The organism is Amycolatopsis sp. NPDC005003 (genome assembly GCF_053600695.1).
Genome location: NZ_JBSGAI010000025.1, coordinates 76,030 through 101,755 on the forward strand (window position 1 = coordinate 76,030; position 25,726 = coordinate 101,755).

General features: G+C 72.9%; 31 protein-coding genes and 1 tRNA gene. 18 read left to right on the forward strand and 14 right to left on the reverse strand.

Annotated features, from left to right (window positions below; all coding sequences use genetic code 11):
• The first annotated feature begins 66 nt into the window (after positions 1-66).
• Complete coding sequence (locus tag ACWED2_RS27255) at positions 67-810, forward strand: sugar phosphate isomerase/epimerase family protein (RefSeq protein WP_449693328.1); 744 nt, start codon at positions 67-69, stop codon at positions 808-810.
• Entirely contained in the window at positions 807-1,907 is a 1,101-nt protein-coding gene (locus tag ACWED2_RS27260) for a Gfo/Idh/MocA family protein (RefSeq protein ID WP_449693329.1), read from the forward strand. The genes ACWED2_RS27255 and ACWED2_RS27260 overlap by 4 nt, the downstream gene beginning before the upstream one ends.
• On the opposite strand, the gene ACWED2_RS27265 is transcribed toward ACWED2_RS27260, so the two are convergent.
• Entirely contained in the window at positions 1,904-2,491 is a 588-nt protein-coding gene (locus tag ACWED2_RS27265) for a TetR/AcrR family transcriptional regulator (protein ID WP_449693330.1), read from the reverse strand. The two genes, ACWED2_RS27260 and ACWED2_RS27265, sit on opposite strands and share 4 nt — an antisense overlap.
• Before the next feature lie 123 nt (positions 2,492-2,614).
• Here ACWED2_RS27265 and ACWED2_RS27270 point away from each other — a divergent pair, with 123 nt between their 5' ends.
• Positions 2,615-3,391, forward strand: coding sequence for a DeoR/GlpR family DNA-binding transcription regulator (locus tag ACWED2_RS27270; protein ID WP_449693331.1), 777 nt, complete (start codon positions 2,615-2,617; stop codon positions 3,389-3,391).
• Positions 3,388-4,596, forward strand: a complete 1,209-nt coding sequence (locus ACWED2_RS27275) for an MFS transporter (protein WP_449693332.1) — start codon at positions 3,388-3,390, stop codon at positions 4,594-4,596. Before ACWED2_RS27270 ends, ACWED2_RS27275 begins: the two co-directional genes overlap by 4 nt.
• On the opposite strand, the gene ACWED2_RS27280 is transcribed toward ACWED2_RS27275, so the two are convergent.
• A complete protein-coding gene (locus ACWED2_RS27280; RefSeq protein WP_449693333.1) occupies positions 4,593-5,573 on the reverse strand; it encodes a cation diffusion facilitator family transporter in 981 nt (326 codons plus the stop codon). The genes ACWED2_RS27275 and ACWED2_RS27280 overlap by 4 nt on opposite strands.
• A 54-nt stretch (positions 5,574-5,627) precedes the next feature.
• Between ACWED2_RS27280 and ACWED2_RS27285 the strand changes: the two genes are divergently transcribed.
• A complete protein-coding gene (locus ACWED2_RS27285) occupies positions 5,628-5,990 on the forward strand; it encodes an ArsR/SmtB family transcription factor (protein WP_449693334.1) in 363 nt (120 codons plus the stop codon).
• Here the strand turns inward: ACWED2_RS27285 and ACWED2_RS27290 are convergent.
• Together ACWED2_RS27290 and ACWED2_RS27295 are read right to left on the reverse strand one after the other, a co-directional pair.
• The gene (locus ACWED2_RS27290) at positions 5,983-6,792 is read right to left on the reverse strand and encodes a MerR family transcriptional regulator (protein WP_449693335.1); all 810 of its coding nucleotides are present in this window, start codon (positions 6,790-6,792) and stop codon (positions 5,983-5,985) included. The genes ACWED2_RS27285 and ACWED2_RS27290 overlap by 8 nt on opposite strands.
• On the reverse strand, positions 6,776-8,074 hold the full coding sequence (locus tag ACWED2_RS27295; RefSeq protein WP_449693336.1) for an amidase family protein: 1,299 nt from the start codon (positions 8,072-8,074) through the stop codon (positions 6,776-6,778). Before ACWED2_RS27295 ends, ACWED2_RS27290 begins: the two co-directional genes overlap by 17 nt.
• Positions 8,075-8,166: 92 nt before the next feature.
• Between ACWED2_RS27295 and ACWED2_RS27300 the strand changes: the two genes are divergently transcribed.
• Positions 8,167-8,316: a hypothetical protein gene (locus ACWED2_RS27300; RefSeq protein WP_449693337.1), complete on the forward strand. Its 150-nt coding sequence runs from the start codon at positions 8,167-8,169 to the stop codon at positions 8,314-8,316.
• Between the two features lie 52 nt (positions 8,317-8,368).
• Positions 8,369-8,815 carry a nitroreductase family deazaflavin-dependent oxidoreductase gene (locus ACWED2_RS27305; protein WP_449693338.1) on the forward strand — a complete coding sequence of 149 codons (447 nt, stop codon included), beginning with the start codon at positions 8,369-8,371 and terminating at the stop codon, positions 8,813-8,815.
• Position 8,816: 1 nt separating this feature from the next.
• Here ACWED2_RS27305 and ACWED2_RS27310 read toward each other — a convergent pair whose 3' ends face one another.
• Complete coding sequence (locus tag ACWED2_RS27310; protein WP_449693339.1) at positions 8,817-9,593, reverse strand: ANTAR domain-containing protein; 777 nt, start codon at positions 9,591-9,593, stop codon at positions 8,817-8,819.
• 66 nt (positions 9,594-9,659) lie between these two features.
• Positions 9,660-10,091, reverse strand: coding sequence for an Hsp20/alpha crystallin family protein (locus tag ACWED2_RS27315; RefSeq protein WP_449693340.1), 432 nt, complete (start codon positions 10,089-10,091; stop codon positions 9,660-9,662).
• A 107-nt stretch (positions 10,092-10,198) separates the two neighbouring features.
• On the opposite strand from ACWED2_RS27315, the gene ACWED2_RS27320 reads away from it, so the two are divergent.
• From ACWED2_RS27320 to ACWED2_RS27330, 3 genes are all read left to right on the forward strand, one after another.
• On the forward strand, positions 10,199-10,807 hold the full coding sequence (locus tag ACWED2_RS27320; RefSeq protein WP_449693341.1) for an HSP18 transcriptional regulator: 609 nt from the start codon (positions 10,199-10,201) through the stop codon (positions 10,805-10,807).
• 62 nt (positions 10,808-10,869) lie between these two features.
• Complete coding sequence (locus ACWED2_RS27325) at positions 10,870-11,103, forward strand: DUF6480 family protein (protein ID WP_449693342.1); 234 nt, start codon at positions 10,870-10,872, stop codon at positions 11,101-11,103.
• A 29-nt stretch (positions 11,104-11,132) separates the two neighbouring features.
• Positions 11,133-11,306, forward strand: coding sequence for a hypothetical protein (locus ACWED2_RS27330; protein WP_449693343.1), 174 nt, complete (start codon positions 11,133-11,135; stop codon positions 11,304-11,306).
• Here ACWED2_RS27330 and ACWED2_RS27335 read toward each other — a convergent pair.
• From ACWED2_RS27335 to mdlC, 3 genes are read right to left on the reverse strand one after another with little or no spacing between them, the layout of a single operon-like run.
• Positions 11,303-12,514: an MFS transporter gene (locus tag ACWED2_RS27335; protein WP_449693344.1), complete on the reverse strand. Its 1,212-nt coding sequence runs from the start codon at positions 12,512-12,514 to the stop codon at positions 11,303-11,305. The two genes, ACWED2_RS27330 and ACWED2_RS27335, sit on opposite strands and share 4 nt — an antisense overlap.
• 11 nt (positions 12,515-12,525) lie before the next feature.
• Positions 12,526-13,947, reverse strand: coding sequence for a benzaldehyde dehydrogenase (locus ACWED2_RS27340; protein ID WP_449693345.1), 1,422 nt, complete (start codon positions 13,945-13,947; stop codon positions 12,526-12,528).
• A gap of 2 nt (positions 13,948-13,949) precedes the next feature.
• Positions 13,950-15,518 carry a benzoylformate decarboxylase gene (gene mdlC, locus ACWED2_RS27345; RefSeq protein ID WP_449693346.1) on the reverse strand — a complete coding sequence of 523 codons (1,569 nt, stop codon included), beginning with the start codon at positions 15,516-15,518 and terminating at the stop codon, positions 13,950-13,952.
• A gap of 73 nt (positions 15,519-15,591) precedes the next feature.
• Between mdlC and ACWED2_RS27350 the strand changes: the two genes are divergently transcribed.
• The gene (locus ACWED2_RS27350) at positions 15,592-16,482 is read left to right on the forward strand and encodes a LysR family transcriptional regulator (RefSeq protein WP_449693347.1); all 891 of its coding nucleotides are present in this window, start codon (positions 15,592-15,594) and stop codon (positions 16,480-16,482) included.
• Here ACWED2_RS27350 and ACWED2_RS27355 read toward each other — a convergent pair.
• Entirely contained in the window at positions 16,479-17,291 is an 813-nt protein-coding gene (locus tag ACWED2_RS27355) for a cellulose-binding domain-containing protein (RefSeq protein ID WP_449693348.1), read from the reverse strand. The genes ACWED2_RS27350 and ACWED2_RS27355 overlap by 4 nt on opposite strands.
• A gap of 255 nt (positions 17,292-17,546) precedes the next feature.
• Here ACWED2_RS27355 and ACWED2_RS27360 point away from each other — a divergent pair.
• Positions 17,547-17,630 (forward strand) — tRNA-Leu (locus tag ACWED2_RS27360).
• A gap of 54 nt (positions 17,631-17,684) precedes the next feature.
• On the opposite strand, the gene ACWED2_RS27365 is transcribed toward ACWED2_RS27360, so the two are convergent.
• Positions 17,685-19,052: a recombinase family protein gene (locus ACWED2_RS27365; RefSeq protein WP_449693349.1), complete on the reverse strand. Its 1,368-nt coding sequence runs from the start codon at positions 19,050-19,052 to the stop codon at positions 17,685-17,687.
• 58 nt (positions 19,053-19,110) lie between these two features.
• Between ACWED2_RS27365 and ACWED2_RS27370 the strand changes: the two genes are divergently transcribed.
• Both ACWED2_RS27370 and ACWED2_RS27375 read left to right on the forward strand, forming a co-directional pair.
• The gene (locus tag ACWED2_RS27370) at positions 19,111-19,950 is read left to right on the forward strand and encodes a LuxR C-terminal-related transcriptional regulator (protein WP_449693350.1); all 840 of its coding nucleotides are present in this window, start codon (positions 19,111-19,113) and stop codon (positions 19,948-19,950) included.
• Between the two features lie 63 nt (positions 19,951-20,013).
• Positions 20,014-20,247 carry a hypothetical protein gene (locus ACWED2_RS27375; protein WP_449693351.1) on the forward strand — a complete coding sequence of 78 codons (234 nt, stop codon included), beginning with the start codon at positions 20,014-20,016 and terminating at the stop codon, positions 20,245-20,247.
• Positions 20,248-20,251: 4 nt separating this feature from the next.
• On the opposite strand, the gene ptsP is transcribed toward ACWED2_RS27375, so the two are convergent.
• Genes ptsP through ACWED2_RS27390 form a run of 3 tightly spaced genes read right to left on the reverse strand, consistent with a single transcriptional unit; the run spans position 20,252 to position 23,059 of the window.
• Positions 20,252-21,844, reverse strand: coding sequence for a phosphoenolpyruvate--protein phosphotransferase (gene ptsP, locus ACWED2_RS27380; RefSeq protein ID WP_449693352.1), 1,593 nt, complete (start codon positions 21,842-21,844; stop codon positions 20,252-20,254).
• A gap of 10 nt (positions 21,845-21,854) precedes the next feature.
• A complete protein-coding gene (locus ACWED2_RS27385) occupies positions 21,855-22,796 on the reverse strand; it encodes a sugar-binding transcriptional regulator (RefSeq protein WP_449693406.1) in 942 nt (313 codons plus the stop codon).
• A complete protein-coding gene (locus ACWED2_RS27390; RefSeq protein WP_449693353.1) occupies positions 22,796-23,059 on the reverse strand; it encodes an HPr family phosphocarrier protein in 264 nt (87 codons plus the stop codon). The genes ACWED2_RS27385 and ACWED2_RS27390 overlap by 1 nt, the downstream gene beginning before the upstream one ends.
• Before the next feature lie 139 nt (positions 23,060-23,198).
• Here ACWED2_RS27390 and srlA point away from each other — a divergent pair, with 139 nt between their 5' ends.
• From srlA to ACWED2_RS27410, 4 genes are read left to right on the forward strand one after another with little or no spacing between them, the layout of a single operon-like run.
• Positions 23,199-23,834, forward strand: coding sequence for a PTS glucitol/sorbitol transporter subunit IIC (gene srlA, locus ACWED2_RS27395; RefSeq protein ID WP_449693354.1), 636 nt, complete (start codon positions 23,199-23,201; stop codon positions 23,832-23,834).
• Positions 23,831-24,865, forward strand: coding sequence for a PTS glucitol/sorbitol transporter subunit IIB (gene srlE, locus ACWED2_RS27400; protein WP_449693355.1), 1,035 nt, complete (start codon positions 23,831-23,833; stop codon positions 24,863-24,865). Before srlA ends, srlE begins: the two co-directional genes overlap by 4 nt.
• 12 nt (positions 24,866-24,877) lie before the next feature.
• On the forward strand, positions 24,878-25,252 hold the full coding sequence (locus ACWED2_RS27405; RefSeq protein WP_449693356.1) for a PTS glucitol/sorbitol transporter subunit IIA: 375 nt from the start codon (positions 24,878-24,880) through the stop codon (positions 25,250-25,252).
• Positions 25,249-25,638 (forward strand): transcriptional regulator GutM, encoded by a 390-nt coding sequence (locus tag ACWED2_RS27410; RefSeq protein ID WP_449693357.1) that lies wholly within the window; start codon positions 25,249-25,251, stop codon positions 25,636-25,638. The genes ACWED2_RS27405 and ACWED2_RS27410 overlap by 4 nt, the downstream gene beginning before the upstream one ends.
• Positions 25,639-25,726: the final 88 nt, after the last annotated feature.

The window sequence follows — 25,726 nt, forward strand, 5'->3', positions numbered from 1 at the left end:
ACCGGGTGGTAGAAATTGGAGGGAGCCGCGGCGGACGGCCGCCACGGGGATGTGGAGGAGCCGGTGATGAGCGTGCCTTCCGTTCAGCTGTATTCGGTCCGCGACGCCTTCGCGGCCGACCCCGCCGACACCCTGCGGCGGCTCGCCGCGATCGGCTTCACGCAGGTCGAGCCGTACGGCGTCCTCGAGAACGTCGAGGCGCTGAGAAGCGGCCTTCCCGCCAACGGCCTGACCGCCCCGACCGCGCACGCGCAGCTGCTCGGCGCCGACCAGCACGCCGTCTTCGCCGCCGCGGCCGAGCTGGGCATCGGCCTGGTGATCGACCCGTTCGTGCCGCCCGAGCGGTGGCAGGACGCGGCCGACATCGCGGCCACGGCGGAAGGGCTGAACGCCGCCGCGAAGCTCGCGGCCGAGCACGGCATCGCGGTCGGCTACCACAACCACTGGTGGGAACTGGAGTCCCGAATCGACGGCCGCAGCGCCTTGGAGGTGTTCGCCGGGCAGCTCGACCCGGCGGTCGCCCTGGAGGTCGACGCGTACTGGGCCACCGCCGGCGGCGAGGACGCGCCCGCCCTGCTGCGCCGGCTCGGCGACCGCGTGCAGGCCGTCCACGTCAAGGACGGCGGGCTCGCCACCGACGCCACCGGCCAGGTCCCGGCCGGCCAGGGCCGGGTGCCGGTCGCCGAAGTGCTCGCCGCCGCGCCGGACGCGCTGCGCGTGGTCGAGTTCGACGCGTACAGCGGCCCGGCTGGTGATCTCTTCGAGGCCATCGCCGCCAGCCACGCCTTCCTGACCGGCGCGGGCCGGTGACCGGCGGGCCGGTCGGTGCCGGGATCATCGGCACCGGCGTCATCAGCGGGACCTACCTGGAAAACCTCACCGCCTTCCCGGACGTCCGCGTGGTGCGGGTCGCCGACCTCGACACCGCCCGCGCGGCGGCGCGCGCGGCCGAGTACGGCGTGCCGCGCTCGGGCACGGTGGCCGAGCTGCTGGCCGACCCGGACGTCGAGCTGGTGGTCAACCTGACCGTCCCGGCCGCGCACGTCGAGGTCGGGCTCGCCGCGCTCGAAGCGGGCAAGCACGTGTGGACGGAGAAGCCCCTCGCGCTGGACCGGCAGACCGGCCGCAAGCTCCTCGATCGCGCACGGGAGAAGAACCTGCGCGTGGCGAGCGCGCCCGACACCGTGCTCGGCGCCGCGCTGCAGACCGCGCGCCAGGCCGTCGACGCGGGCCGGATCGGCCGTCCCCTCACCGCGCTGGCGCTGTTCCAGGTGCCGGGCCCGGAACTGTGGCACCCGGCGCCGGAGTTCTACTTCCAGCCCGGCGGCGGGCCGCTGCTCGACATGGGCCCGTACTACCTGACGGCGCTGGTGCACCTGCTCGGCCCGATCCGGCGCGTCACCGGGGCCGGCGGGCGGGCGCGCGACACCAGGGTCGTCGGATCCGGGCCACGGGCGGGCACGGAGTTCCCGGTCTCGGTGACGACCACGGTCACCGCGCTCGTCGAGTTCGACCGCGCTTCCGCCCAGCTGGTGCTGAGCTTCGACTCGGCGCTCAAGCGCCCCGCGCTGGCCGAGCTGACCGGCACGCTCGGCACCGCCGTGCTGCCGGACCCCAACCGGTTCGACGAGCCGACCCGGCTGCACCTGCTCGGCCGCGACGAGCCGGAAGTGCTGGCGCCGCAAGGACATACGGCGTCACGCGGTACCGGCGCGCTGGAACTGGCGCGGGCGATCCGGGCCGGCGTGCCGGAACGCGCGTCCGGCGAGCTGGCCTACCACGTGCTGGACGCGATGCTGGCCATCGAGGAATCCATCGCCCGCGGGCAGAGCGTGGAAGTCACGAGCACCATCGACGTCCCGCCGCCGCTGCCGGCGGGCTGGGACCCGTACGCGAAGACCCTCTAGAGCGGGACGGTGAGCAGGTTCTGGAGGTAGAAGCGCAGCGAACCGACCAGGTCGACGTCGCCGGGCACGGTCAGCCACTGCACCTGCAGGCCGTCCATCAGCGCGATGAACGTCAGCGCCGCCATCCCGGGCTCGACGCCGTCCCGCAGTTCGCCGCGGGCGGCGAGGGCTTCGAACGACTCGTGCACGCCGTCGCGCGCGGCCCGGTAGTGGCGCACGAAGTACTCGTGCGCCGGGTGGTCGGGGGCGACCGCTTCGGCGGCGAGCCGGGAGTAGAGGTCGACGATCCCGGGGTGGCGGACGTTGTGCTCGGCGAGCGCGACGAAGTGGCGGAGGACCTCGAGCCCGGGCGGCACGGTCAGCTGCTCACGCTCGGAGTCCTCGGCGTCACGGCGTTCGAGGACCGCGGCGAGCAGCGCTTCCTTGGTGGGGAAGTAGTAGAGGAGGCCAGCGTGGGAGATCCCCACGCGCTTGGCGATCTCCCGCAGCGACGAGCCGTGGTAGCCGAGTTCGCCGTACGCCACCGCCGCCGCCGTGATGATGTCTTCGCGGCGGATCCGGCCCTTCAGGTAGCCCCCGGTCACGGGGTCGCGGTGGTCTCGGCGGCGTGCACGCCGACCATCATGCCGCATGGTGGTTCGCACATGTGGAGTGAGCGAACGAACAAACCGGTTGTGCGAGCGCGCCCGGATTGCGAACATCGCGGCGTGAAGAGCGCGGAACGGCAACGGGTCATCGTGGAACGGCTGCGCGACGCCGACCAGGTCGGCGTCGCCGAGCTGGCCGAAGCGACCGGGGCGTCGGAGATGACCGTCCGCCGCGACCTCGACCACCTGGCGTCCCGGGGCGTGCTGCGCCGGGTGCACGGCGGCGCGGTCCCGGCGTCGCCCTCGGGGGTGGAACCGCCGTTCGCGGCCCGCGCGACGGCCGGGATCGCGGCGAAGCGGGCCATCGCCGCCGCGGCGGCCGAGCTGATCCGCGACGGCGAGACCGTCGTCCTCGACAGCGGCACGACGGCCCTCGAACTCGCGCGGCTGCTGCGCGGGCGTCCGATCACCGTGATGCCGCTGTCGCTGCACGCGGCCCGCGAGCTGGCCGAGGAACCCGGCGTCCGGCTGCTGCTGCCCGGCGGGGAAGCGCGGCCGGGTGAGCAGGCCCTGGTCGGGCCGTTGACGCTGGCGTCGCTGCGGGCCCTGCGGTTCGACGTCGCCGTGCTCAGCCCCTGCGCGCTCGGCGTCGATTCCGGGCTGACCGCGTTCGACCTGGGCGACGCCGAGGTCAAGCGGGCCGCTCTCGACGTAGCGGCCCGCACGATCGTGCTCGCGGACGGCGCCAAGTGGGGCCGCTCCGCGCTCGCCTGCATCTGTCCCGCCGAACGCGCCGACGTGGTGATCACCGATCCCGGCGCGCCCGGAGACCAGCGGGCCGCGCTGACCGAGCGCGGCGTGCTGGTGCACGTCGCCGTCCCCTTGGAGAGCCGATGACCACCTCGCCCAATCCGCGCGCCGCCCGGTTCGCGACCTTCATGTTCTTCGGCCTCAACGGGTTCGCGATGGGCATGTGGGTGGTGCACATCCCGAACATCGAGCGGGCGACCGGCATTTCGCACAGCACGCTGGGCGCGCTGCTGCTGGTGCTCGGCGGCGCCGCGTTCGCCGGCATGCAGGTGTCCGGGCCGCTCGTCGACCGGCTCGGGCACCGGCGGCTGGTGCCGGCCGCCGGGATCCTGATGGGCCTCGCGGTGTGCGCGCCGGGGTTCGCGAACTCGTGGTGGACGCTGGGCCTGTCGCTGATCTTCTTCGGTTTCGGCAACGGCGCGATCGACGTGGGGATGAACTCCCACGCGGTCGTGGTCGAGCGGGCCTACCCGCGCCCGATCATGGCGGCGTTCCACGCGATGTGGTCGATCGGCGGCGCGATCGCCGCGGTCATCGGCGCGGCGACGCTCGGCGGGGGCGTGCCCACCGGCGTCACGCTCACCGCCACCGGCCTGCTGTGCGTGCTGCTTTCCCTGATTTCGGCGCGGTTCCTGATGGAGCCGGCCGCCGTTCCCGCTCCGGATGCACCGTCCGTCGCCGCTTCGGACACCGCCGGGGCGGTCGCCGCGCGCCGCCCGCCGGGCCGCACGGTCTGGCTGCTCGGCCTGCTGGCGCTCGCGCTGATGCTGTCGGAGGGCGTCGCGAACGACTGGGCCGCGCTGCACATGGAGAAGGTGCTCGGCACCACGGCGTCCACGGCGGCGCTGGCGTACGGCGCGTTCGCGGTGGCGATGACGACCGGCCGCTTCCTGACCGACCGCGTCGCGGCCTGGGCCGGCCCGGCGGCGATCGTCCGGTACGGCACGATGCTGGCGGCGGTGGGCCTGGCCACGGCCGCGAGCGCCCCGTGGGTGCCGGTGTCGCTGGTGGGCTGGGCGCTGTTCGGCCTGGGGCTGTCGGGCGGCGTCCCGCAGCTGTTCACGGCGGCGGGCAACCTCGACACCCGGGCATCGGGCGCGCTGATGGCCCGCGTGGTCGGCCTCGGGTACGTCGGCCTGCTGGCCGGCCCGGCGCTGATCGGCGGCCTGACGCGGTGGATGCCGTTGAACGTGACCTTCGCGGTGCCGGTGGTGCTCTGCGTGCTGGCGGCGGTGTTCGCCGGGGTGCTGAGCCCGAAGCCGGAACCGGTGGAGGAGCCCGTCGGCTGCTAGCGGTGGTGGGCGACGGTCTCGTGCGCCCGGTCGGCGCCGGTGGCCGGTTCGGTGTGGACCACCACCGCGGACAGGCGCGGGATCGTGTGCAGCAGCCGGTGTTCCACCTCGTGGGCCAGCGTGTGCGCGACCTCGACGGTCAGGTCCGCCGCCACCGTCACGGCGAGTTCGGCCCGCAGGTGGTGCCCGATCCAGCGCATCCGCAGGTCCCGGGCGCCGAGCACGCCGTCGACGGCCCGGGCTGTCCGCTCGGCCAGCTCGACCGACGCCGGATCGACGGCGTCCAGCAGCCGCCGGAAGACCTCCTTCGCGGCGTCCCGCAGGACGAACAGGATCGCGACGGTGATCACCAGCCCGATGATCGGGTCCGCGGCGGGGAAGCCGAACGCGACGCCCGCCGCGCCGGCGACGACCGCCAGCGAGGTGAAGCCGTCCGTGCGCGCGTGCAGCCCGTCGGCGACCAGCGCGGCCGAGCCGATCTCGCGCCCGACCCCGATCCGGTACCGCGCCACGAGTTCGTTGCCGGCGAAGCCGATCACGCCGGCCAGCGCGACCACCCACGGGTGCGCGACCGGCCGCGGATCGAGCAGCCGGGCCACGGACTCGTACCCGGCGATCGCCGCCGAAGCCGCGACGACGAGCACCACCACCACGCCCGCCAGGTCTTCGGCGCGGCCCAGCCCGTAGGTGTAGCGCCGGGTGGCGGCGCGGCGGCCGAGCAGGAAGGCGACCCCGAGCGGGACGGCGGTGAGCGCGTCGGCGAAGTTGTGGATCGTGTCGCCCAGCAGCGCGACCGAGCCGGTGACCAGCACGAGCACGAGCTGGGCGACGGCGGTCACCGACAGCGCCGCGAACGACCAGGCGAGCGCGCGGATCCCGCGCCGGCTGGTTTCGAGGGCGTGGTCGACGCGATCGGCGCTGTCGTGGCTGTGTGGCCGCCACCGCGAGTGGCGGTGCCCGTGTCCGTGTCCCGGCATGGGGCGAGTTTATCTGCGCAGGCACGCAGATACGCAAGTAGTAAGGTGACGGCCATGCACGCGTCGCTGCCGGAGTTCGACATGCCCACCGAAGAGCAGGTCCACCTGGCCGCGGAGTCGTTCCGCCTGCTCGCCGACCCGACCCGCATCAAGGTGCTGTGGGCCCTGCTGCAGGGCGAATCCTCGGTGGCGTGCCTGGCGGAGCTGGCCGGCGCCGCCCCGACGGCGGTCAGCCAGCACCTGGCGAAGCTGCGCCTGGCAGGCTTGGTGAAGGGCCGCCGCGAGGGAACGTTCGTCTACTACTCGGCGGCGGACAACCACGTGCGCGGCCTGCTGGCCCAGGCATTGCACCACGCGGACCACGTGGACCGCGAAATCCCCGCGGGCGACCACGCCCACCACCCGCGGCCTAACTGATCGGCTCCTGCAGCTCCGTCACCCAGCCCGCCGGGTCCTCCGGGCAGTCCAGGTAGACCTCCCGCTGCGGCCCGGCCGACCGGTGGCCGTGGTCGTCGATCCACCGCACCACCGCCTGCCAAGCGGGCAGGACGCCGTCGATCGGGCCGTGGTGGACGAGGGTGGCCGCGCGGGTCGCCGGGAGGTCCGCCACTGTCAGGCCGTTGAGGTCTCCGGTGCCGACCGACGCCGGGAGCGCGGCGTGCACGACGACCTCGTCCTCCGCGCGCTGCTCGTAATAGCAGGTCAGCCGCCCTGTCGGCGTCACGTCCGCCGGAGGGAGGCGGCGGCCGAGCTCCGCGCACAGCGGGTGGACGACCGGTCCGATCGCCTCGGGTGCGAACCCCGCCGCGACGCCGGTCAGCTCCACCACGCGCTGGGCGGGCAGCTCCTTGACGATGACGTCGTACGCGGGCGGCCGCCCTTCCGCCTCGATCGTCCGCAGCCGCGCTTCGACCTGCGCCAGCCGGGCCGCGCCTTCGGCCAGCGCCGCCGCCAGTTCCGCGCGCCGCAGCGCCAGCATGCCGCGCACCTGCTCGACCGTGACCTCGTCCGCCAGCAGCGTGGCCACCTGCTCCAGCGTGAACCCGAGGTCCTTCAGCGCGACGATCCGGTTGAGCCGGGCCAGCTGGCCCGCGGTGTAGCTGCGGTAGCCGGTCGCGGGGTCGACGCGCGCCGGGCGCAGCAGCCCGAGCGCGTCGTAGTGGCGCAGCATCCGGACCGAAACCCGGCCGTGGCGGGCGAAGTCACCGATCGGGAACACGGCCCGATCCTGCCCCAGGCGGGACGAACCCGCCGATGACGTCCGCGGCGAGTTCCGCGAACGTGATCGCCGTGTCGTCCTCGTGCGCGGGCCCGACGACCTGCAGCCCGGCCGGTCGCACCCGGCCCACCGGGGCGCTGACCGCCGGCAGCCCGGGCAGCGACGCCTGCGCGATCCAGAACACCTGGTCGTCGTAGCGGTGCCGGTCGTCGTGGGCCGGCGCGGTGGTGAACACCGTCGGGCAGAGGAAGACGTCGACGTCGGCGAAGTACCGGGCCCAGGCCGCGGCGGCGGCGAACCGCCGCCGCTCCTGCTCGGCGGTCCGGGGCGGTTCGCGCCCTTCCTGGCTCGCGAAGAACAGTTCCACCTGGAACCCGAACGCCTCGGCCTGGGCGGCCGGGTCGACGTCCGCCGGCCGGCCCGCGCGGATCCGCACCCCGGCGCGGGCCAGCGCGTCGACGGCGTCCGACAGCGCCGCCCCGACCTCGCCGGTCACCGGGCAGGCCGGATCGTCGAGCACGACGCCGGCGCGGAACTCCTCGAGCCTGGACCGCCGCGCCGGCCGCAGCGGCCCGCCGGTGACGCGCAGCGCCAGCCGCAGATCGGCCGCCGACCGGGCCAGGGGACCGACCGCCGAAGGGAATTCCCGGGCGAGCGGTGCGGGCGGCCCCGGCGGCTGGAACCCGCGCAGCGGCACGGTGCCCGCGGTGGGCTTGAGGCCGTACACACCGCAGTACGCGGCCGGGATCCGGATCGACCCGGCCAGATCGGAGCCGTATTCGAGGTACGTCAGGCCGTCGGCGAGCGTGGCCGCCGCGCCGCCGCTCGAGCCGCCCGGGGTCCGGCTGTGGTCGCGCGGGTTGAGCGTCCGCCCGTGGAGCGGGTTCTCGGTCCGGCCGAAGTCCGCGAGCAGGTGGTGGACGTTCGACTTGCCCGCGACGATCGCGCCCGCGGCCCGCAGCCGCTGCACGACCGCCGCGTCCTCGTCCGCGACGCAGCCGGCGAACGCCGGTTCGCCCCAGGTCGTGGGCAGGCCCTTCACGGCGAAGGCGTCCTTGATCGTCATCGGGACGCCGTGCAGCGGCCCGGCGTCCTCGCCGCGTGCCACGGCCCGGTCGGCCTCCGAAGCGGCCTCCAGCGCGGAGCCGCGGCAGGTCGCGACGACGGCGTTGACGGCCGAGCCGTCGATCCGGGCGAAGAGCTGTTCGGTCAGGTCGCGCGCCGAGAGCTCGCCGCGGCGGATCCCGGCGGCCACCCCGGTCGCGGTGCGGAAGGGCGTCATGGGTCCGGGATAAGGCCTGACACCGTGTCAGAGTCAACCGCAGGGGGTAGCCCTCGAGGTGATCGCTCCCGAAGCTGACGGAGGGAAACCCGATGTCGACCGCACCCCCGGTACCGCCCGAACCGATCGAGCCCGCGCCCGCCGTCCCGGACCCGGCGCCGGGCCGGCCGCTCCCGGACCCCGGGGTGCCCGTGCCGGACCCGCTGCCGCCGGAGCCCAAGCCCGGCCCCGAGCGCGACTGAATACGAATCTCAGAACATATGAGTTCCGTATGACTTCGTGTACCTTCGGGGTATGACAACAGCGCAGAGCTATCGCCGGATGGTCAACGCCGGCAACAAGATCGTCGTGGGCCTGCAGCGGCTCGGCGTCGCGTTCGGCCCGATGCAGCTGCTCACCGTGCCCGGGCGGCGCACCGGTGTCCCGCGCACGTTCCCCATCGCGGTCGTGCCGATCGACGGTGCGCGGTACGTCTTCCAGGCCTATCCGAAGGCGGCCTGGGTGGCGAACGTGCGGGCCGCGGGCGAGGTGACGCTCACCCGCGGCCGCCGGACGTCGGCCGTGCGGCTGGCCGAGCTGCCGGTCGAGGAGCGCCGGCCGGTCCTGCGCCGGCTCGTCGAAACGAGCCCGCCGAGCGTGGGCAAGCGGTTCGTGACGACCGGCCTGGCGGACGCGCCGACGCCGGACGCCGTCGCGGCGGCCGCCGGCCGCATCGCGGTGTTCCGCGTCGAACGGTCGTGACTCAGCGGCGGCGGTTCTCCAGGGAGTGCAGCACCGTCCGGGCCGCGCGGCGGGCGGCCGGCCCCGGCGTGATCGTGCGCTCGCCGGCCGGCTGGGGTGCCGGCGCGCCGGACAGCAGCTCCACCAGTGCGACGGCGAGTTCGCGCACCTTGACGTTGAACTCCTGGCTCGCCCGCCGCAGCGTGTGCCACGCTTCGTCGGGGTCGCACCGGCGCAGGGCGATGACGATGCCCTTGGCTTCTTCCAGCGCGGCTCGTGACTGCAGGAGGTCCAGCATCTGGCCGGTCCGGTCCGGCCGGGCCGCTTCGGCGACGACCAGTGCCATCGCGGTGAGCCGCTCGTGGCGCCGCAGCACGTTCACCGTTTCTTCGGTGGCCGGGCGGTCGAGGACGACCGACAGGACCACGGACCCTTCGTTGTCCCACGTCGAGGGCAGGGCGGCGACGCCGCGCACCAGTGTCCAGTCCGCCGCCAGGGCGGGGTGGCGCTCCAGCAGGCCGGTCAGCGTCAGCGACGGCCAGCGGTCGTCGGCGTAGACGTCCGCGGTGACCACCGGCTCGCCGGTGCGGCCGGCGGCCGGCACCGGACCGCCGAACCCGGACAGCTGGGCCGGGACGAACGTCGCGGAGAGCCCGTGCGCGGCCGCCACGTGCAGGGGGCCGTCGCCACGGTGCACGGACACCGCCGCGCCGAGGGCGCCCGGTACGTCGGCCGCGAGCCGGGCGAGCAGTTCCTCCAGCAGCGCGGTCACCCCGTGCGTCGTGGGAAGGACAGTCACCGCAAACCCTCCTCGGCGCGGCGGAGGCGGGGCCGGGCGCGCGCCCGTCCCCGCCTCGATCGTGGGTCAAGCCCGGATCTGCTCGCGGTCGCCGGTGCCGCCGATCTCGATGCGGCGCGGCTGCGCCTTCTCGACGATCGGGATGCGGACGGTCAGCACCCCGGCGTCGTAGTTCGCGGTGATGCGCTCGGTGTCCAGGGTGTCGCCGAGGAACAGCCGGCGCGAGAACACGCCGAGCCGCCGTTCGGAGACGTGCATCCGGACGTCGTCACCGGTCGGCAGGGGCCGTCGTTCGGCCTTGACGGTGAGGACGTTGCGCTCGACGTCCAGCTCGACGGCGCCGGGATCGACGCCGGGGAGGTCGAAGCACACCACGAACTCGTCGCCGGCGCGGTAGGCGTCCATCGGCATCGCGGCCGGCTTCGACCAGGTGCCGGCGCCGAAGACCTGCTGGGCGAACCGGTCGAGGTCGTGGAACGGGTCGGTGCGCATCAACATCGGGATCCACCTCCGGGAAACTCGTCGACTCTGGTGTCAACACGCGGACCTGTTCTAGCATGTCGTCAAAACGATGACAAGATAAGGGTCGTCGAAAGGATGACGTGATGGACGGGATCGACCCGGCCGGCGCGCTGCGCCGGATCCAGGAGGTGGTCGCGGCCGCCAGGGCCGGGGCCGGCGACCAGGCGCAGGTGCTGGACGCGCTGTCCGGGCTCCGGCTGCTGCGGGAGGAGCTCGCGAGCTGGGAACCGGAGCTGATCGCGGCGGCCAGGGCGGCCGGCGCCAGCTGGGTGGCGCTCGCCCCCGCGCTGGGCGTCGCGAGCCGCCAGGCCGCGGAACGGCGTTACCTGCGGCTGCAGCCGTCTCGCACCGGCGAGAAGACGGGTGAAGCGCGGGTCGACGCGGAACGCGACCGGCGCGCGGGCGACCGGGCTGTCGCCGACTGGGCCCGCCGCAACTCCGCGATCCTGCGCCAGCTCGCCGGCCGGGTGAGCGCGCTCGACGGGCTGGCCCCGGCCGCCCAGGAAAGCGCCGACCGCCTCGGCGCGGCTCTCGGCGACGACGACCCGGCCACGCTGCTCCCGCCGCTGGCCGCCGCGCGGCCGCACCTGACCGGCGCGCACGCCGGGCTGGCCGAGCAGCTCGGCGAGATCTCCGCGCACACCGACCGGCTGCGCCGCGACGCGGCCGGCAACCGCCGGTCCCGGGAGTGACCGGGTTTGCCCGGCCGCCCGCCGGGCACCCGCCGCGGGAGCGACGGAAGGACGGTGCCGCCATGACCGCCGAACCCCCGGATCCGGATCCCCGCCGGACCCCGGACCTGGAAGCCGGGGGCGGCGTGCCCCCGGGCAGCACGCCGCCCGACTCCGCGCAGACGTCGGGGCTGTCGCACCCGCAGCCGATGCCGTCCAAGGCGATGCCGGTGCTGTGGCTGGTCCTCACCGGCGTGCTCGTGCTGATGGTGGCCGCGTTGATCGTGTCGCTCGCCATCGGCTGGCTGCGTGTCTGAGATCGTTCCGGAGCGGGTACCTGCCGAGCATGGACGAGACTCCTGACCGCGCGGAGACCCGGGCGGAGCTGCTGCCCGAAGAGCAGGCCGTCGAGAGCGAAGACCCGCAGGCCCAGGCCCGCGAGGTCCTGCGCGACTCCGACCGCCGCACCGAGCACCCGGAGGCGACGCTGGGGCGCCGCCGCCCGGAAGACACGGTCTAGCCGGCGGACACCGGCGTCAACTCCTCGGCCGGCGTCTCGCGGCGCAACAGCAGCACCGCGACCAGGCCCAGCGCGGCCACCAGGGCGAAGAACCAGAAGCCCCACGGATACGCGACCCCGGCGGTGACCAGCGCCCCGGTGACGAACGGGCCGAGGATCGAGCCCAGCCGCCCGACCGCCGACGTCAGCCCGAGCGCGGTGCCCCGGACCCGCGCCGGGAACGCGTGCGCGACGTAGCCGTAGATCAGCACCTGCGCCGAGAACACGAAGACGCCGGTCAGCAGCACGACCGCGTTGAGCACGACCGCGTTCCCGATCTTCAGGCTCAGCGCCGCCAGCAGCACCGCGCCGGTGCCGAACCAGATCCGGGCGATCGGGCGGATGCCGAACCGGTCGGCGATCGTGCCGGCCAGCACCAGCCCGAGCACCGCGCCGACGTTGAGCACCAGCAGCAGCGTGATCGACGTCGAGATCGGGTAGCCCGCCGTGCGCATCAGCTGCGGCAGCCAGGTGTTGAGCCCGTAGACCAGCAGCAGGCCCATGAACGAGCCGGTCCAGACGGCGATGCTGATCCGGCGGAACCGCCCGCCCAGCAGGTCCTTGAGCCCGACGCGCTCGTGGTGCTCCCTGGCCGCGAGGTAGGCCGCGGACTCCGGCAGCTTCCACCACATCAGCGGCACGGCGAGCAGGCCGGCGATCCCGCCGCCGTAGAACAGCAGGTGCCAGTCCTCCTTGGCGTACAGCGCGAGAATCGACGTCAGCACCGCGCCGACGTGGTAGCCGGTCATGGTGAACGTGCTCGCGCTGGCGCGCCGCCGGGCGGGCAGGTTCTCCGACATCACCGTCAGCGCCACCGGCATGCAGGCGCCGAGGCCGAGCCCGGCGGCGAACCGGAAGACGCCGAAGGTCGCGACGTTCGGCGCGAGCGGCGTCAGCAGGGTGAACAGCGAGAACAGCAGGACCGAGCCGATCAGCAGCACGCGGCGGCCGAACCGGTCGGTGAGCGGGCCGAGCCCGGCGGCGCCGACGGCCACGCCGATCAGCGAGACCGTGGCGACCGCGGTCGCGCCGGCCGCGGTGAAGCCGAGGTGCCCGCTCTTGAGCAGGGTCGGGATGGTGGCGCCGAGCGCGACCAGGTCGTAGCCCTCGAGCAGGACGGTCAGCCAGCAGAGGACCGCCGTCCAGGTGCCACGAGACGTCGTTGTCATCGTCGTCCTCCTCAGAACGGGTAGTTCGCGATGTCCGCGCGGACGGTGAGCCACTGCGTCTCGGTGAAGGCCTCGATGTTGGCCTTCGCCCCGCCGAAGCGGGAGCCGTTGCCGGAGTCGCCGACACCGCCGAAGGGCGCGGTCGGCTCGTCGCCGACGGTCTGCTCGTTGATGTGCACCTTGCCCGAGCGGACCTCCTCGGCCAGCTTCATCGCGGTGCCGACGTCGCCGAGGATGCCGACCGACAGGCCGTACGCGGAGTCGTTGACCAGCCGGGCGGCCTCGTCGAGGTCGCGGTAGGCGCGCACCGGCGCCACCGGGCCGAAGATCTCCTCGCGCCAGGCCGGGCTGGTGTCGTCGAGTCCGAAGAGGACGGTGGGCGGGTAGTACGGCGCGTCGGGCTTCCCGCCCGCGAGCACCTGGGCGCCGGCCGCGACGCTGCGGTCGACGACGTCGGTGACGTGCGCGAGCTGGCGGTCGTCGATGATCGGCCCGAGCGCGACGTCACCCTCGGCCGGGTTCCCGACCGGCAGCCGCCGCGCCTTCTCCGCGAGGGCTTCGACGTATTCGTCCACCTGGGACTCGTGGACGAGGTGGCGGCCGGTGGTCATGCAGATCTGGCCCTGGTGCAGGAACGAGCCGAACGCGCCGGCCGACGCCGCCTTGGCGACGTCGGCGCCCGGCAGCACGACCAGCGCGTTGTTCCCGCCCAGCTCCAGGTGCACGCGCTTGAGCGAGCGCGCGGCGGCCTCGCCGACCTGCCGCCCGGCCGCGGTGGAGCCGGTGAACGACACCACCGACACCTCCGGCGCGTCGACCACCGCAGCGCCGACGGCCGCGTCGCCGGGCAGCAGGTGCAACAGGCCTTCGGGCAGGCCGGCCTCCTCGAACACGCGCAGGATGCTCACCCCGCCGGACACCGCCGTGCGCAGGTCGGGCTTGAGCAGCACGGCGTTGCCGAGCGCGAGCGCCGGGGCGACCGAGCGGATGGCCAGGATCAGCGGGAAGTTGAACGGCGAGATCACCGAAACCACCCCGGCCGGCACCCGCCGGGCCAGCGACCAGCGGGGTTCGCCGGTGCTCAGCACCTCGCCGAGCGGGTGGGTGGGCAGCGCCGCGGCTTCGAAGCAGATCCCGGCCGCCATTTCGGTCTCGATCCCGGCCTTGGGCCGGGTCGAACCGGCCTCCCGGACGATCCAGTCCTGCACCTCGGCGGCGTGCGTCTCCCACAGCTCGCCGGCGCGGCGCAGCACCGCGGCGCGTTCGGCGGGCTTGCGCCGGGCCCAGTCGCGCTGGGCCTTCGCGGCGGCGGCAGCGGCTTCGGCGACGTCGTCCGGCGTCGCGATGCCCACGCGGCCCAGCACGTTCCCGGTGGCCGGCTCGACGACCTGGTGGGTCCCGCCGCTGCCGCTTCGGAATTCGTTCTCCAGCATGATCACTCCGGTGTGGTCGGTTCGGTGTCGACCTGGATCAGCCGGGGGCCGTCCGGGGTCGCCTTGAGCTGGGTGCGCAAGTCGTCTTCGTCGCGGGCGGTGGTGGCTTCGACGCCGTAGCCCGCCGCGATGGCCGTGAAATCGAGCCCGGGGATCTCCGTGCCGGGCACGTCCGGCGTCCCGAGCAGCTCGCCGAACCACCGCAGGGCGCCGTAGACGCCGTTGCGCAGGATCACGAAGGTGACCGGCACGCGGTAGTGCGCGGCGGACCACAGCGCCGTGATGCCGTAGTTGGCCGAGCCGTCGCCGATGACGCCGACCACCGGGCGGTCCGGGCTGCCCATCGCGACGCCGACCGCGGCGGGCGGGCCGAAGCCGAGCCCGCCGGCGGCCGGGAAGAAGTACGAGCCCTCGTGGCGCAGGTCCATCTGCCGCCACCAGGCCGAGTTCGTCGACGTCGACTCGACGACGTAGCGCGTGTCGGTGGGCTGGGTGTCGCGCAGGGCGGCGAACACCTGCTCCGGGTGCAGCGCTTCTTCGCCGGTCCTGGGTGCCGGGTTTTCGACGTAACCGCGTTGTGTCTCTTGGGCGGGGATCTTCTTCAGCAGCGCCTCGATCACCGGCGCGGGGTCGGCGACCAGCGCCTCGCCCATCGGCGCGCGGGTGGCGGCGCCGAAGTCGTCGGTGACCTGGATCAGCCGGGTGCCCTCGGGCAGGTACGCGCCGGGGACGTGCTGGTGGTAGCGGAAGACCGGCGCGCCGAGCACCAGTACGAGGTCGTGCCCGGTCAGCGCGGCCGACACCGGCGCGATGCCGGCGGGCAGCACGCCGCGGAAGAGCAGGTGCCGGTTGGGGAAGGGGAGCCGGTGCGGCGACGGTGCCACCCAGGTCGGCAGGCCGAGGTGCTCGGCCAGGGCGACGGCCCGGTCGAAGAGCCCGGTGGCGTCGATGTCGCCGCCGAGCACCAGCGCCGGGTTCTTCGCCGCGGCGACGCTCGTGGCGAGGGCGTCGAGCTGGGCTTCGCTGGGAACGAGGCCTTTTTGGACGTGCCGGTCGAGCGTCGCCGTCTCGGCCAGCTCCACGGCCCAGTCGTCGTAGGGCACCGAGAGGTAGCTCGGGCGCCGGTGCAGCTCGGCCTCGAACACCGCCTGCGCGAGCGACCGCGGGACGTCCGCGGCACAGCTCGGCTCGCCGGACCAGCCGACCAGGGGCCGCATCAGCTGCGTCGCGTCGACGTTCGCGAGCATCGCCTCCAGCCCGATCGCCGTCCGGACCTGCTGGCCGGCGGTCAGCACCAGGGGAGAGCGCGAGTAGACGGCGTTGGTGAGCGCGCCCATCGCGTTGCCCGAGCCGGCGGCGGCGTGCAGGTTGACCAGCACCGGGCGGCCGGTCACCTGGGCGTAGCCGTCGGCCATCCCGACGACGGCGCCTTCGTGCAGGCCGAGGACGTACCGGAAGTTCTCCGGCAGCCCGGCGAGGAACGGCAGCTCGTTGGAGCCGGGGTTGCCGAAGATCGTGGTCAGGCCACGGCGGTCCAGGAATTCGTGGGCGAGGCGGCGGGCGGTGGGCATGGACGGACCCTATGAAGCGCCGCGCCTGTGTTCCAATAGATGTTGCCTCGCTGCTTCATAGAGGAGATCGATGATGCCGGACTTCGACCTGAACCTGGTGCGCACGTTCGTGCTGCTGTACGAAACCCGCAGCGTGACCGCGACGGCGGAGTCCCTGCACGTCACGCAGCCGACGATCAGCTACAGCCTGCAGAAGCTGCGGCGCCGGTTCGCCGACGAGCTGTTCCGCCGCACCGGCGGCGGCCTGGTGCCGACGACGACGGCCCGCGCGTTGTACGAACCCCTGCACAGTGCGCTGTCGGAGATCGAGACGGCGGTCAGCGGGGCGAAGTCGTTCTCGCCGTCGACGGCGCGGGCGGCGTTCACGCTGTCCCTGTCGGACCTGGGGGAGATCTCGCTGTTGCCGCGCCTGATGGCGGCGCTGCCTTCGCGGGCTCCCGGGGTGACGCTGACCGTCCGGCCGCTGGACGTCGACCGCGCGGCCGACCAGCTCGGCCGCGGCGAGGTCGACGCGTTCATCGCGTCCTCGCTGATCAGCTCCCAGCGCGTCGCCCGGATCCCGCTGTTTTCCGAGGGCTACCTGGGCATGGTGGCGGCCGGCCACCCGCGGCTCGGGGCGTCGGTGTCGTTCGGCGAACTGGCGGCGGAGCGCCACGTGACGGTGTTCGGCCCGACCGGCCACGACGGCCCGCGCCGCGCGCTGGAGGCGTGCGGCCTGCTCGACCGCGTGGTCCTCGAGGTGACGCGCTTCGCGGCGCTGCCGTACCTGGTGCAGGACGGCGAGCTGGTGGCGATGGTCCCGCGGCTGGTGGCGGAGATGTTCGCCGCCGAGCACCGGGTCCGGCTGTTCGAGCTCCCGCTCGAGGTCGAGCCGGCCCAGGTGTCGGTGTACACGCGGCACACGCACGCCCGCAGCCCGGCCCAGCACTGGCTGGTGGGCTTCATGCGCGAGGTGCTGGGTTAGGTCGTCGTGCAGCGGGCGCCGTTGAGGGTGAACCCGACGGCGGCGGGGTTGTCGCGGCCGAAGGAGCCGTTGAAGCCGATGTCGATCGTCGTGCCCGGAGCCATGCTCAGGTTGTAGGAAACCGCTTTCATGGTGACCCGCGAACCGCTCTGGGAGAAGTCGCCGTTCCAGCTGTGGGTGACCTGCTGCCCGGCGGTGAAGTTCCAGGTGGCGGTCCAGGGGTTGAGCGTCTGGTTGCCGGTGTTGGTGACGTAGACGTTGGCGGTGAAGCCGTTGGGCCACTGGTCGGTGACGGCGTAGCGCACCGAGCACGCGGCAACGGGAGCGGGCGGCGGCGGAGGAGCGGCCTGGCTCTGGCTGCTGGCGGAGGTCGTGGGCGCGGCGGACGAACCGGGCGACGCGGCGGCGGACGACGTCTGCCGGATCACGGTGGGAACCGGCGTGGGGCTGGGCGCTTGCGTGGTGCCAGTGGTCCGCGAAGTGGTGGCGGGAGCGAGCGGATCGGGCGGCAGGGCGGCCTGCCGCCCGGGAGAGCTTTCCGAGGTGACGGCGATGATCACCAGGCTCCCGACGACGACAAGGCCCCCGCAGAGGGCGGAAACCCACCGAATCCGCCGCCCGGCACGCTGCTGAGCGGCGGCGGCCTCCTTGGCCCGCTGCTCGAGCCGTTCCCGGTAGCCGGCACCGGTGCGATCGTCCGGCGTCCGCGTGAGGGGGACATAGGCCCCGAGCGACCGGGGCATGGCCCCGGTTTCCCGAAGCAGCTCATCGACGGAGATGTCATCATCCGGCCGGCCGGCGAGCGCCATACCGGAACCTCCAGGTCCTGAGGGCGCTGAGAACGCGCTGGCTTGCCCGGCGAATCCTAGGAACAGAGGACGGTCTTGTAAACCGTATGAGCAACGGCGTTTCGCAGCGTCTTCCGCCGCCTGCCCGGCTGGCCACGGACCTCTGGATCGATGCAGAGGGCCGAAAACCGCCGATCATGCCAGACGCCCGCGGAGCCCGGATCCACACCCCCCTGAACGACCGCCCGGGGCGGCCGTATACTCTTTCTTCAGCAGGTCCGAGTGGCGGAATGGCAGACGCGCTAGCTTGAGGTGCTAGTGCCCTTAACGGGCGTGGGGGTTCAAGTCCCCCCTCGGACACAGTATTACCCCACGGATCGCGAAACGCGATCTTGAAGCTGGGACGGTCATAGCTTAGCTTGAATCGATCTTTTCCAGTCGCCATCCGGCGCTGTCGTAGACGATGAATTGTCCCGAACCTCGTAGTGCTGTCGCGATGCGGCTGCTTCGTGTCCGAGCGGAATCCAGCGCGACGTGACCGCCACCGTCTTGATCTCCGATCCGGATATGGATCTCGTCGACGAGGTGGTCCTCGCGGATGTAGAGCGTCTTCAGTCGAGGCTGGCCCGCGCGTTGCGTGCTGGTGTAGCCGTGACGGCAGCGGTACGTCGGTCGCCCGTGGTTCCAGTGCGAGTCCAGCCGCCGGTTGCAAACGCCGCAGTGGATGAGCCCGGCGAGGGCGAATCGGCGAGTCTGATCGTCGCCAGCGGGGCGCGGCGCTCGGACTTGCTGGGCGGCGACGAAGTCCTGCTCCGTGATCAGCGCCGGATGGGCAGCCTTCGCCGACAGCGCGGGCGTGCAGGCTGGGCCGTCGGTGCCGGTGGCCCGGCGGTTCCAGGCCTGGCGGCCGGTGTAACGCGGATTCGCCAGGATGACGGCGACGGTGCGTAGGGTCCAGGCGTCGCGGGTTCGGTGGCGGTTGCGGTCTGGATCGGCGCTGGACGGGCAGGGGATACCGCGTTCGTTGAGGTGTCGGGCGATGCTGGCGACGCTGTGCCCGGCGAGACGCTGGCGGAACATCCATGCCACGTGCGGCGCGGTTCGGGGATCGGGAGCGAGGCGCTGGAGCCGTCGGCCCCAGCGGGCGTCGGCGGGGTTGGGGTGCGGGCCGGCGTCGACGAGCTGGTAGCCGTAGGGCGGTCGCCCGCCGAGGTAGCGGCCTTGCTGGGTGACCTGATTGTGCATCGCGGCCAGGACGCGGTGGCGAGCGCGGAGAACTTCGCGCTGCGACTGGGTGGCCAGCAGCGCCAACAGTGCCCGGTGATCGCGGTTGTCGAGGTCGACCGGGCCTCCTGTTTCGGGTAGCCACAGCTGGAGGCCGTGGCGTTTGCACCAGGTGTAGAGGGTGGCGAACTGGGTGCCGGTGAAGGCGCGCTCGTACTCGCCGACCACGATCGCATCGATCGCGGACTCCGGGCTTGAGGCCTCGGTCAGGAGCTGGGCCGCCTGTGTTCGCTGTCGCCATGGGACGCGGCGTGAGGTGCCGGCGTCGAAGTAGGTGGCGACGACCTGGCCGTGGCCCGCGACCAGCTCATCGGCCATGTCGCGTTGCCACCCTTGTGACGACACGCGGTCTTGGTGGCGGGTGGTCGAGGTGCGGCCGTAGAAGGCGAACCGTAAGCCGCTGCCATGGTCGGGGCGGGTAGAGGTGGTGGTTGCCAGCTTCTTGCCGTTCATCCACTGCGCCAGCAGGTCGGCCGCGCCGGCAGGTGGTGCGGCCACCTGAGGCGAGGGCGGGTGGGGTGGTATCACGCTGGACGGATGTCGCGGCTGTGGGGTCATGACGGCGCGCTCCGAGCGGTTCATCCGATCAGCGCAGTCGCGATGCGTCATCGAGGACTGTATAACGCCCTATGCGGCGACGATCTACACCGGAGTGAGCCTGGCGTTCCCCGGCCGGGTCACCGAGTCGGGCGTGCTGCTGAACGCGTTCGACGGCCCGGTCGTCGGCCCGCTCCGCGGGGTGCTGCTCGGCGCCGGGCACGGGGTCGGCGGCCGGGTGGCCTACCAGCAGCGTGCACTGTCCATCCAGGACTACGTCGGTTCACCGGCGATCACGCACCGCTACGACCAGGTGATCCGGGCGGAGTCGTTGCGCGCGATGGCGGCGGCCCCGGTCATCGTGGCGCGGCGGTCTGTCGCGGTGCTCTACGTGGCCCTGCGCGCCAGCCAGCGTGAGATGGGGCGCCTGCTCGACGCGGTTTCGCACGAAGCTCGCGCGCTCGAACAGGATCTGGCCGTCGCGGAAGTTCTCTGGCGGCTGCGTGACCGGCACGCTGCCGAGGACGGCGTCCGGCGCTCCCGGGCTGCGGAGGCCTACGCGGATCTGCGTGCTCTCGCCGGCGAGGTCGGCGACCTCCGGCTGCGCTCGCGGTTGCTGGACGCGGCCGGCTTGCTGGTCGAGCCGGCGTCGGGCGCGGCGGCGCCGTACCTGACGGGCAGGGAGGCGGACGTGCTGGCGCTGCTGTCCACGGGGCTGTCCAACCAGGGGATCGCTGATCGGCTGGGCATCGGCCTGTACACGGTCAAGGGCCATGTCAAGAACATCCTGGCGAAGTTCGGGGCCCGGGGCCGGATGGAGGCAGTGGCCCAGGCCCGTCGTCTCGGCCTCACGCCGTGAACCGACCGCCCGGTCGACGAGGCCGGGTGCAGACGCCGCGCGTGCCGGGCAGAATCGGTCGGCATGATCCGTGACATCTACATCGCCGCGAGCGCCGGAGCCGGGGAAAGCATCGCCGAGCCCCCGACCGTCGAGCTGAACGTTTCGGTGATCGGGGGCCACGCGCACCTGGCCCGGGTCGATCTCGACGACAGCGGCAACCGGGTGCGCGCGGAAGCGCCGGTGATCGTGTCCGCGAGGTCACTCCTGCTGGCGTTGCAGGCGGCGCTCGAGGACGATGAGCCGGCTGCCGGCTAACGGGTCAGGCCAACGCCGCCTCGGCACTCGCCTCGCACTCCGCGAACGTGACGGCCGCGAGACTCGCCCCGACGCCACGGATGGCGGACGGGTTCATCGAGAGGCTGGTCAACCCGAGCCCGGCCAGTACCCGGGCCAGGCGCGGGTCGGCCGCGGCTTCGCCGCAGACCCCGGCCGGCTTGCCGGTGGCGCGCGCGGCCGCTCCCACCAGTTCCAGCAGGCGCAGTAGGGCAGGCTGCCACGGGTCGTTGAGGCAGGCGACCGCGCCGAGCTGGCGGTCCGCGGCGAACGTGTACTGCGCGAGGTCGTTGGTGCCGACCGACACGAAGTCGACGACGTCGAGGATCTCCCGGGCGGCCAGGGCCGCGGCCGGGATTTCGATCATGACGCCTGCCCGGGCGATTCCGGCCGCGCGGGCGGTGGAAGCGAACCAAGCGGCCTCCGCCGCCGTGGCCACCATCGGCGCCATCACCGACACCTCCGCCCCCGAGTCCTGCGCGGCCTTCGCGATCGCTTCGAGCTGCCGGTCCAGGACCTCCGGCCGGTCGAAAGCCACGCGGAGCCCGCGCACGCCCAGCGCGGGATTCGGTTCGGCTTCGGGTGACAGGAAGGCCAGCGGCTTGTCGGCGCCGGCGTCGAGCGTGCGCACGATGACGGGTTTCCCGGCGAACGGCTCGAGCACCGGGGTGTAGGCCGCGTGCTGCTCGGCGACGGTGGGTTCGGTGTGGGCACCGAGGTAGCAGAACTCGGTGCGGAACAGGCCGATGCCCTCGGCGCCCGCCGCCGCGGCAGCGCGGGCGTCGGCGGCGGAACCGACGTTGCCGAGCACCTTCACCCGGTGCCCGTCCGCCGTCGTGCCGGTTCCGTCCCATTCCGCTGCGGAAAGGCGTTCCGCGGTGACCACGGCCGCACGGGGGTCCGCGGCTTCGACGACGCCGGTTTCGCCGTCGACGAGCAGTGCTTCGGCTTCGCACGTCATCAGGCCGCGGACGGCGACGACCGCGGGAATGCCCAGCGCCCGCGCGAGGATCGCGGTGTGACTCGTCGGGCCGCCCTCTTCGGTGGCCAGGGCGAGGACCTGGGCCGGATCGAGGCCGGCGGTGTCGGCCGGCGCCAGGTCGCGGGCGATCAGCACGCTCGGGGCGGACAGGTCCGGCACGCCCGGGGGCGCGACGCCGAACAGTTCCGCCACGATGCGGTCCCGGACGTCCTCGATGTCGCGCACGCGCTCCGCCAGGTACCCACCGGCCGCGGCCAGGGTCCGGGTGAAGCTGCCGGCGGACTCGTACACCGCCCGCGGCGCGGGCAGGTTCTCGGCGGTGACGAGCCGCTCGGCTGCGCCGACCAGGGCCGGATCCGTGGTCATCATCGCCGTCGTCGCCAGGATGTCGGCCATCTCGCTCGTCGCGGTCGCGGCGAGTGCTTCGAGCCGGGCGGCGACGACCCGGGCGGCCGGCGCGATGCGGGCCGCCTCCGCCACCGGGTCCGCCGGTGCCGGTTCCCGCGGAGGTTCGCCGAGTGGTTCGGCGACCCGGACGACCGGTCCGCTCGCCCGGCCCGGGCTCACGGCCACTCCGGACAGCTTCGATTCCGACATGTGTCCCCTCTCAGGCGAGCAGCGCCTGGGCGAGTGCCCGGTCGCAGATCAGGACGTCCAGGACGCCGGTGCGCAGGGCGCCCAGCGTGCCCCGCGTCTTTTCGGTGCCCGCCGCGACGCCGGCCACCAGGCCGATCCCGCCGAGGTCGGCGAGCGTCACCCCGAGGACGCGGTCGTCCACCGGGCCGGACACGGGCTTGCCCCCGGCGTCGAAGAACCGGGCGCAGCAGTCCCCGACCGGGCCGCTGCCTTCGAACTCGGCTTGCTCGTCCGGCGTCAGTTCGAGGGCCTTCACGAGCGTGGCGGACGACCCGGCGCCGAAGCTCCCGATGCCGACGACGGCGACGTGCACCCGGCGCGACTGCTCGAGGGTGTCGCCGATCGACGGCTCGGCGAGCAGGACGTCCCGGCCCGCCTTGGAGGTCAGGAGGGCGGGCGCGTGCAGCCGCTGGAACCGCCCGCCGAGCCGGCCGGCGAGGTCGCGGACGAGCTCCTCGCCGGTGATCGCCGAGTCCACCGCCGACAGCCCGCCGACCAGCGGGAGCACCTCGACGTCGCGGGCGCTGTCGTCGGGGATGTGCTGGACGACCGCCTGCACGGTCCGGCCCCAGGAAACGCCCACCCGCTGTCCGGAGTGGAGGTTGTCCAGCAACCAGCGAGCACCGAGATCACCCACGCGCGGAAGCGGGCGGTCGCCGGCGGGGCTCTCGGCCACACGGGCGTCACGCAGCCCGAACCGGGCCACCAGCTCGCCTTCGAGGTCGAGGTCCCGGCCGGCCGGATCGTTGATGCGGATCTCGACGATGCCGCGTTCCCGCGCCGCGGTCAGCATCCGCGACACGCTGGACCGGCTCACGTCGAGCGTTTCGGCGATCTGGTGCTGCGAACGGCCTTCCTCGTAGTACAGCCGCGCCGCCTTGACGAGCAGCTGCTGCTCACGGGGTGGCGGCATCACGCGTCCACTGTGGACATCAGGTCGGACAGTTCCGCGAGCACGGCTTCGGCGCCTTCGCCCTCGGCGCTGATCACGACCTCCTCGCCGTGCCCGATGGCCAGGCTCAGCACGGAAAGCATGCTGCGCGCGTCGACCGGGTCGGTGCCCGGGCGGGCGATCGACACGGTCCCGGTGTGCTTCGCGGCGGCCTTGACGAACCGGCTCGCCGGACGGGCGTGCAGGCCGACCGGGGACGCGATCCTGACTTTGATCTCGGGCATGTCGCTCCTTCGTCGCAGGTCTTGTGATGCGCTGGACCGGCATGTTACACACATCACTGTCAAACGTGAAGAGCACCTGCACAGATGTGCAGATCATGCTCGACCGGTTCGTCGCAGGGGGCCGAGCAAGGAGGAAAATATGGAGGAGCTTGCTGTAATGGCGCAGCAGGCGGACGCCGGGTCCAGTTCCGGTCCCCTCGGTGTCCTCGAGTGGATCGGAACGCACTTCATCGGGCTGTTCACCGCGTCCGGTAAGCAGTTCGTGGGCCTGGTGACCGGAATCCTGCCCACTTTGGTCGTCCTGCTGACCGCGATGTACGCGCTCACCATGCTGATCGGTGAGGACCGGGTCACGAGGGCGGTGCAGTGGTCGGCCCGGTGGTGGATCACCCGCTACACGGTCATGCCCATCCTGGCCGTGCTGATGCTGACCAACCCGATGGCCTACTCGTTCGGCCGGTTCCTGCCCGAACGCCACAAGCCCGCGTTCTACGACTCGGCCGTGTCGTTCGTGCACCCGGTCACCACGTTCTTCCCGTACGCCAACGCCGGCGAGCTGTTCGTCTGGCTCGGCGTGGCGAACGGTGTCACGCAGCTGGGCCTGTCGACGGTTCCGCTGGCGTTGCGGTACTTCCTGGTCGGCATCGTGGTCATCTTCATCCGCGGTGTGGTGACCGAGCGGATCACCGCGTTCATGATCAAGCGCACCGGTCGCACCGAGGTCTTCGCGGACTTCGACCGGCAGTTCGAGGCGGCGAAGGCGGGCGCGAAATGACCGAGACCGAAGTGACTCGTGCGGTGTTCGTCCGCCCCGGCAACGGCGGCTGGGGCAAGGGCCTGCTGTTGCGGGTGGAGGGCAAGCGGAACAAGGTCATGTCCGTGACCGGCGGCGGCATCCACCCAGTGGCGGCCCGGATCGCCGAGCTGACCGGAGCGGAAGCGGTCGACGGCTTCCACACCACGGTGCCCGACGACGAGGTGGTGGCGGCGGTGATCAACTGCGGTGGCACCGCCCGGATCGGGGTCTACCCCCGCAAGGGCATCGCCACCGTGGACGTCTACCCCGGCGCACCGGGCGGGCCGCTGGCGAAGTTCATCACCGAGGAGCTGTTCGTCTCCGCGGTGGGCGTCGGCGAAGTGACGGAGTCCGAAAGCGACGGTCCGGCGGCCGGTACCGCTCCACCGAAGGTGCCACCCCGAGCCGAACGTCCCTCGGCGCGGGAGGTCGCGGCGACCGTGACCGGCGGCGATTCCACCGGCTTCGGCCGGGTTTTCAACTCCGTGTCCGGGGTGTTCGTGAAGTTCGGGTCCGGCGTGGGCTCGTTCGTCAACACCATGCTGGCGGCCGGGCGGCAGACGGTCGAGCTGACGCTGACCACGATCCTGCCGTTCATGGCCTACGTCAGCCTGTTGCTGGGCATCGTGAACTACACCGGGGTCGCGCGGGGCATCGCCAACGTCCTGTCGCCGATCGCTTCGAACCCGCTCGGGCTGATCGTGATCTCGCTCGTGGTGTCGCTGCCGTTCCTGTCCCCGATCCTCGGACCGGGTGCGGCGATCGCCCAGGTGGTCGGCACCTTGATGGGCAGCCAGATCGCCATCGGCGCGCTTCCGGTGCAGTATGCATTGCCGACCCTGTTCGCGATCAACGGCCAGGTCGGCTGCGACTTCATCCCGGTCGGCCTGGCGCTGGGCGAGGCGAAGCCGGAAACGGTCGCGGTCGGCACTCCCGCGGTGCTGATCAGCCGGTTGATCACGGCTCCCCTCGCGGTGCTCATCGCCTGGGCCGCGAGCTTCGGATTGTAGTGAGGTGCGGACATGACGGTTTACTACGAGAGCACGATCCTGCGGTCGGGCGCGGAAGCGCAGGACATGGTGGACGGTGGCGTGGTCATCTTCTATGCGGACCCGATCCCCGACGCGCTGGAAGAGGTGAGCGTCGTCCACGCGCCCGCCGCGCAGCCCTCGCGGGAGGTGCGGGTCGGTGACATCTTCCGCCTGGGCGAGGCGGAGATCGAGCTGATCGCGGTCGGTGACCGGGCGGACGAGAACCTGCGCACCCTCGGGCACATCGTCGTCTACCTCAACCCGGACGAGGGCACGACCCTGCTGCCGGGGGCGGTGCACGGCCGGGGCTCCGTGTCGTTGCCCGTGGCCGGGGCGAGGCTGTCGCTGAGCGGAGGACGGTCATGACCTGGCAGGTCGCCCTCTTCCTGATCTCGGGCTTCGTCGTGGCGGGATACCTGAGCTACCGGCAGCACCTGCGGTACTCGCAGGTGGTGAACACGGTCGCCACCGAGGAGAACCGCCGCGGGGTGCTGCTCGTGACCGGCCGGGCGAAGGGCAAGCTGCGCGGCGCGGTGGTGGTGCTGGTCGTCGACCGGCGGCAGAACCTGGTGACGCGGGCGCTGGCGATGGAAGGCGCTTCGGTGTTCGCCCGGTTCCGGGAACGGCCCGAGCTGCTCGGCCCGGTCGCCACCGTCGAAGACCGGGCGCCGTCGAAGGCGACGGCGAAGGCCGTGAAGGAAGCGCTGAAGATGGTTTCCCGCCTGACGGCGGGACAACGCGTGGCCGCCTGACACCCCTGCCGCGGCTCTCGTGAGTGGTAATTCGGGTTCTAACCCTCCTTACCACTCACGACCGGCCGCGGCAGACCACCCGACTGGC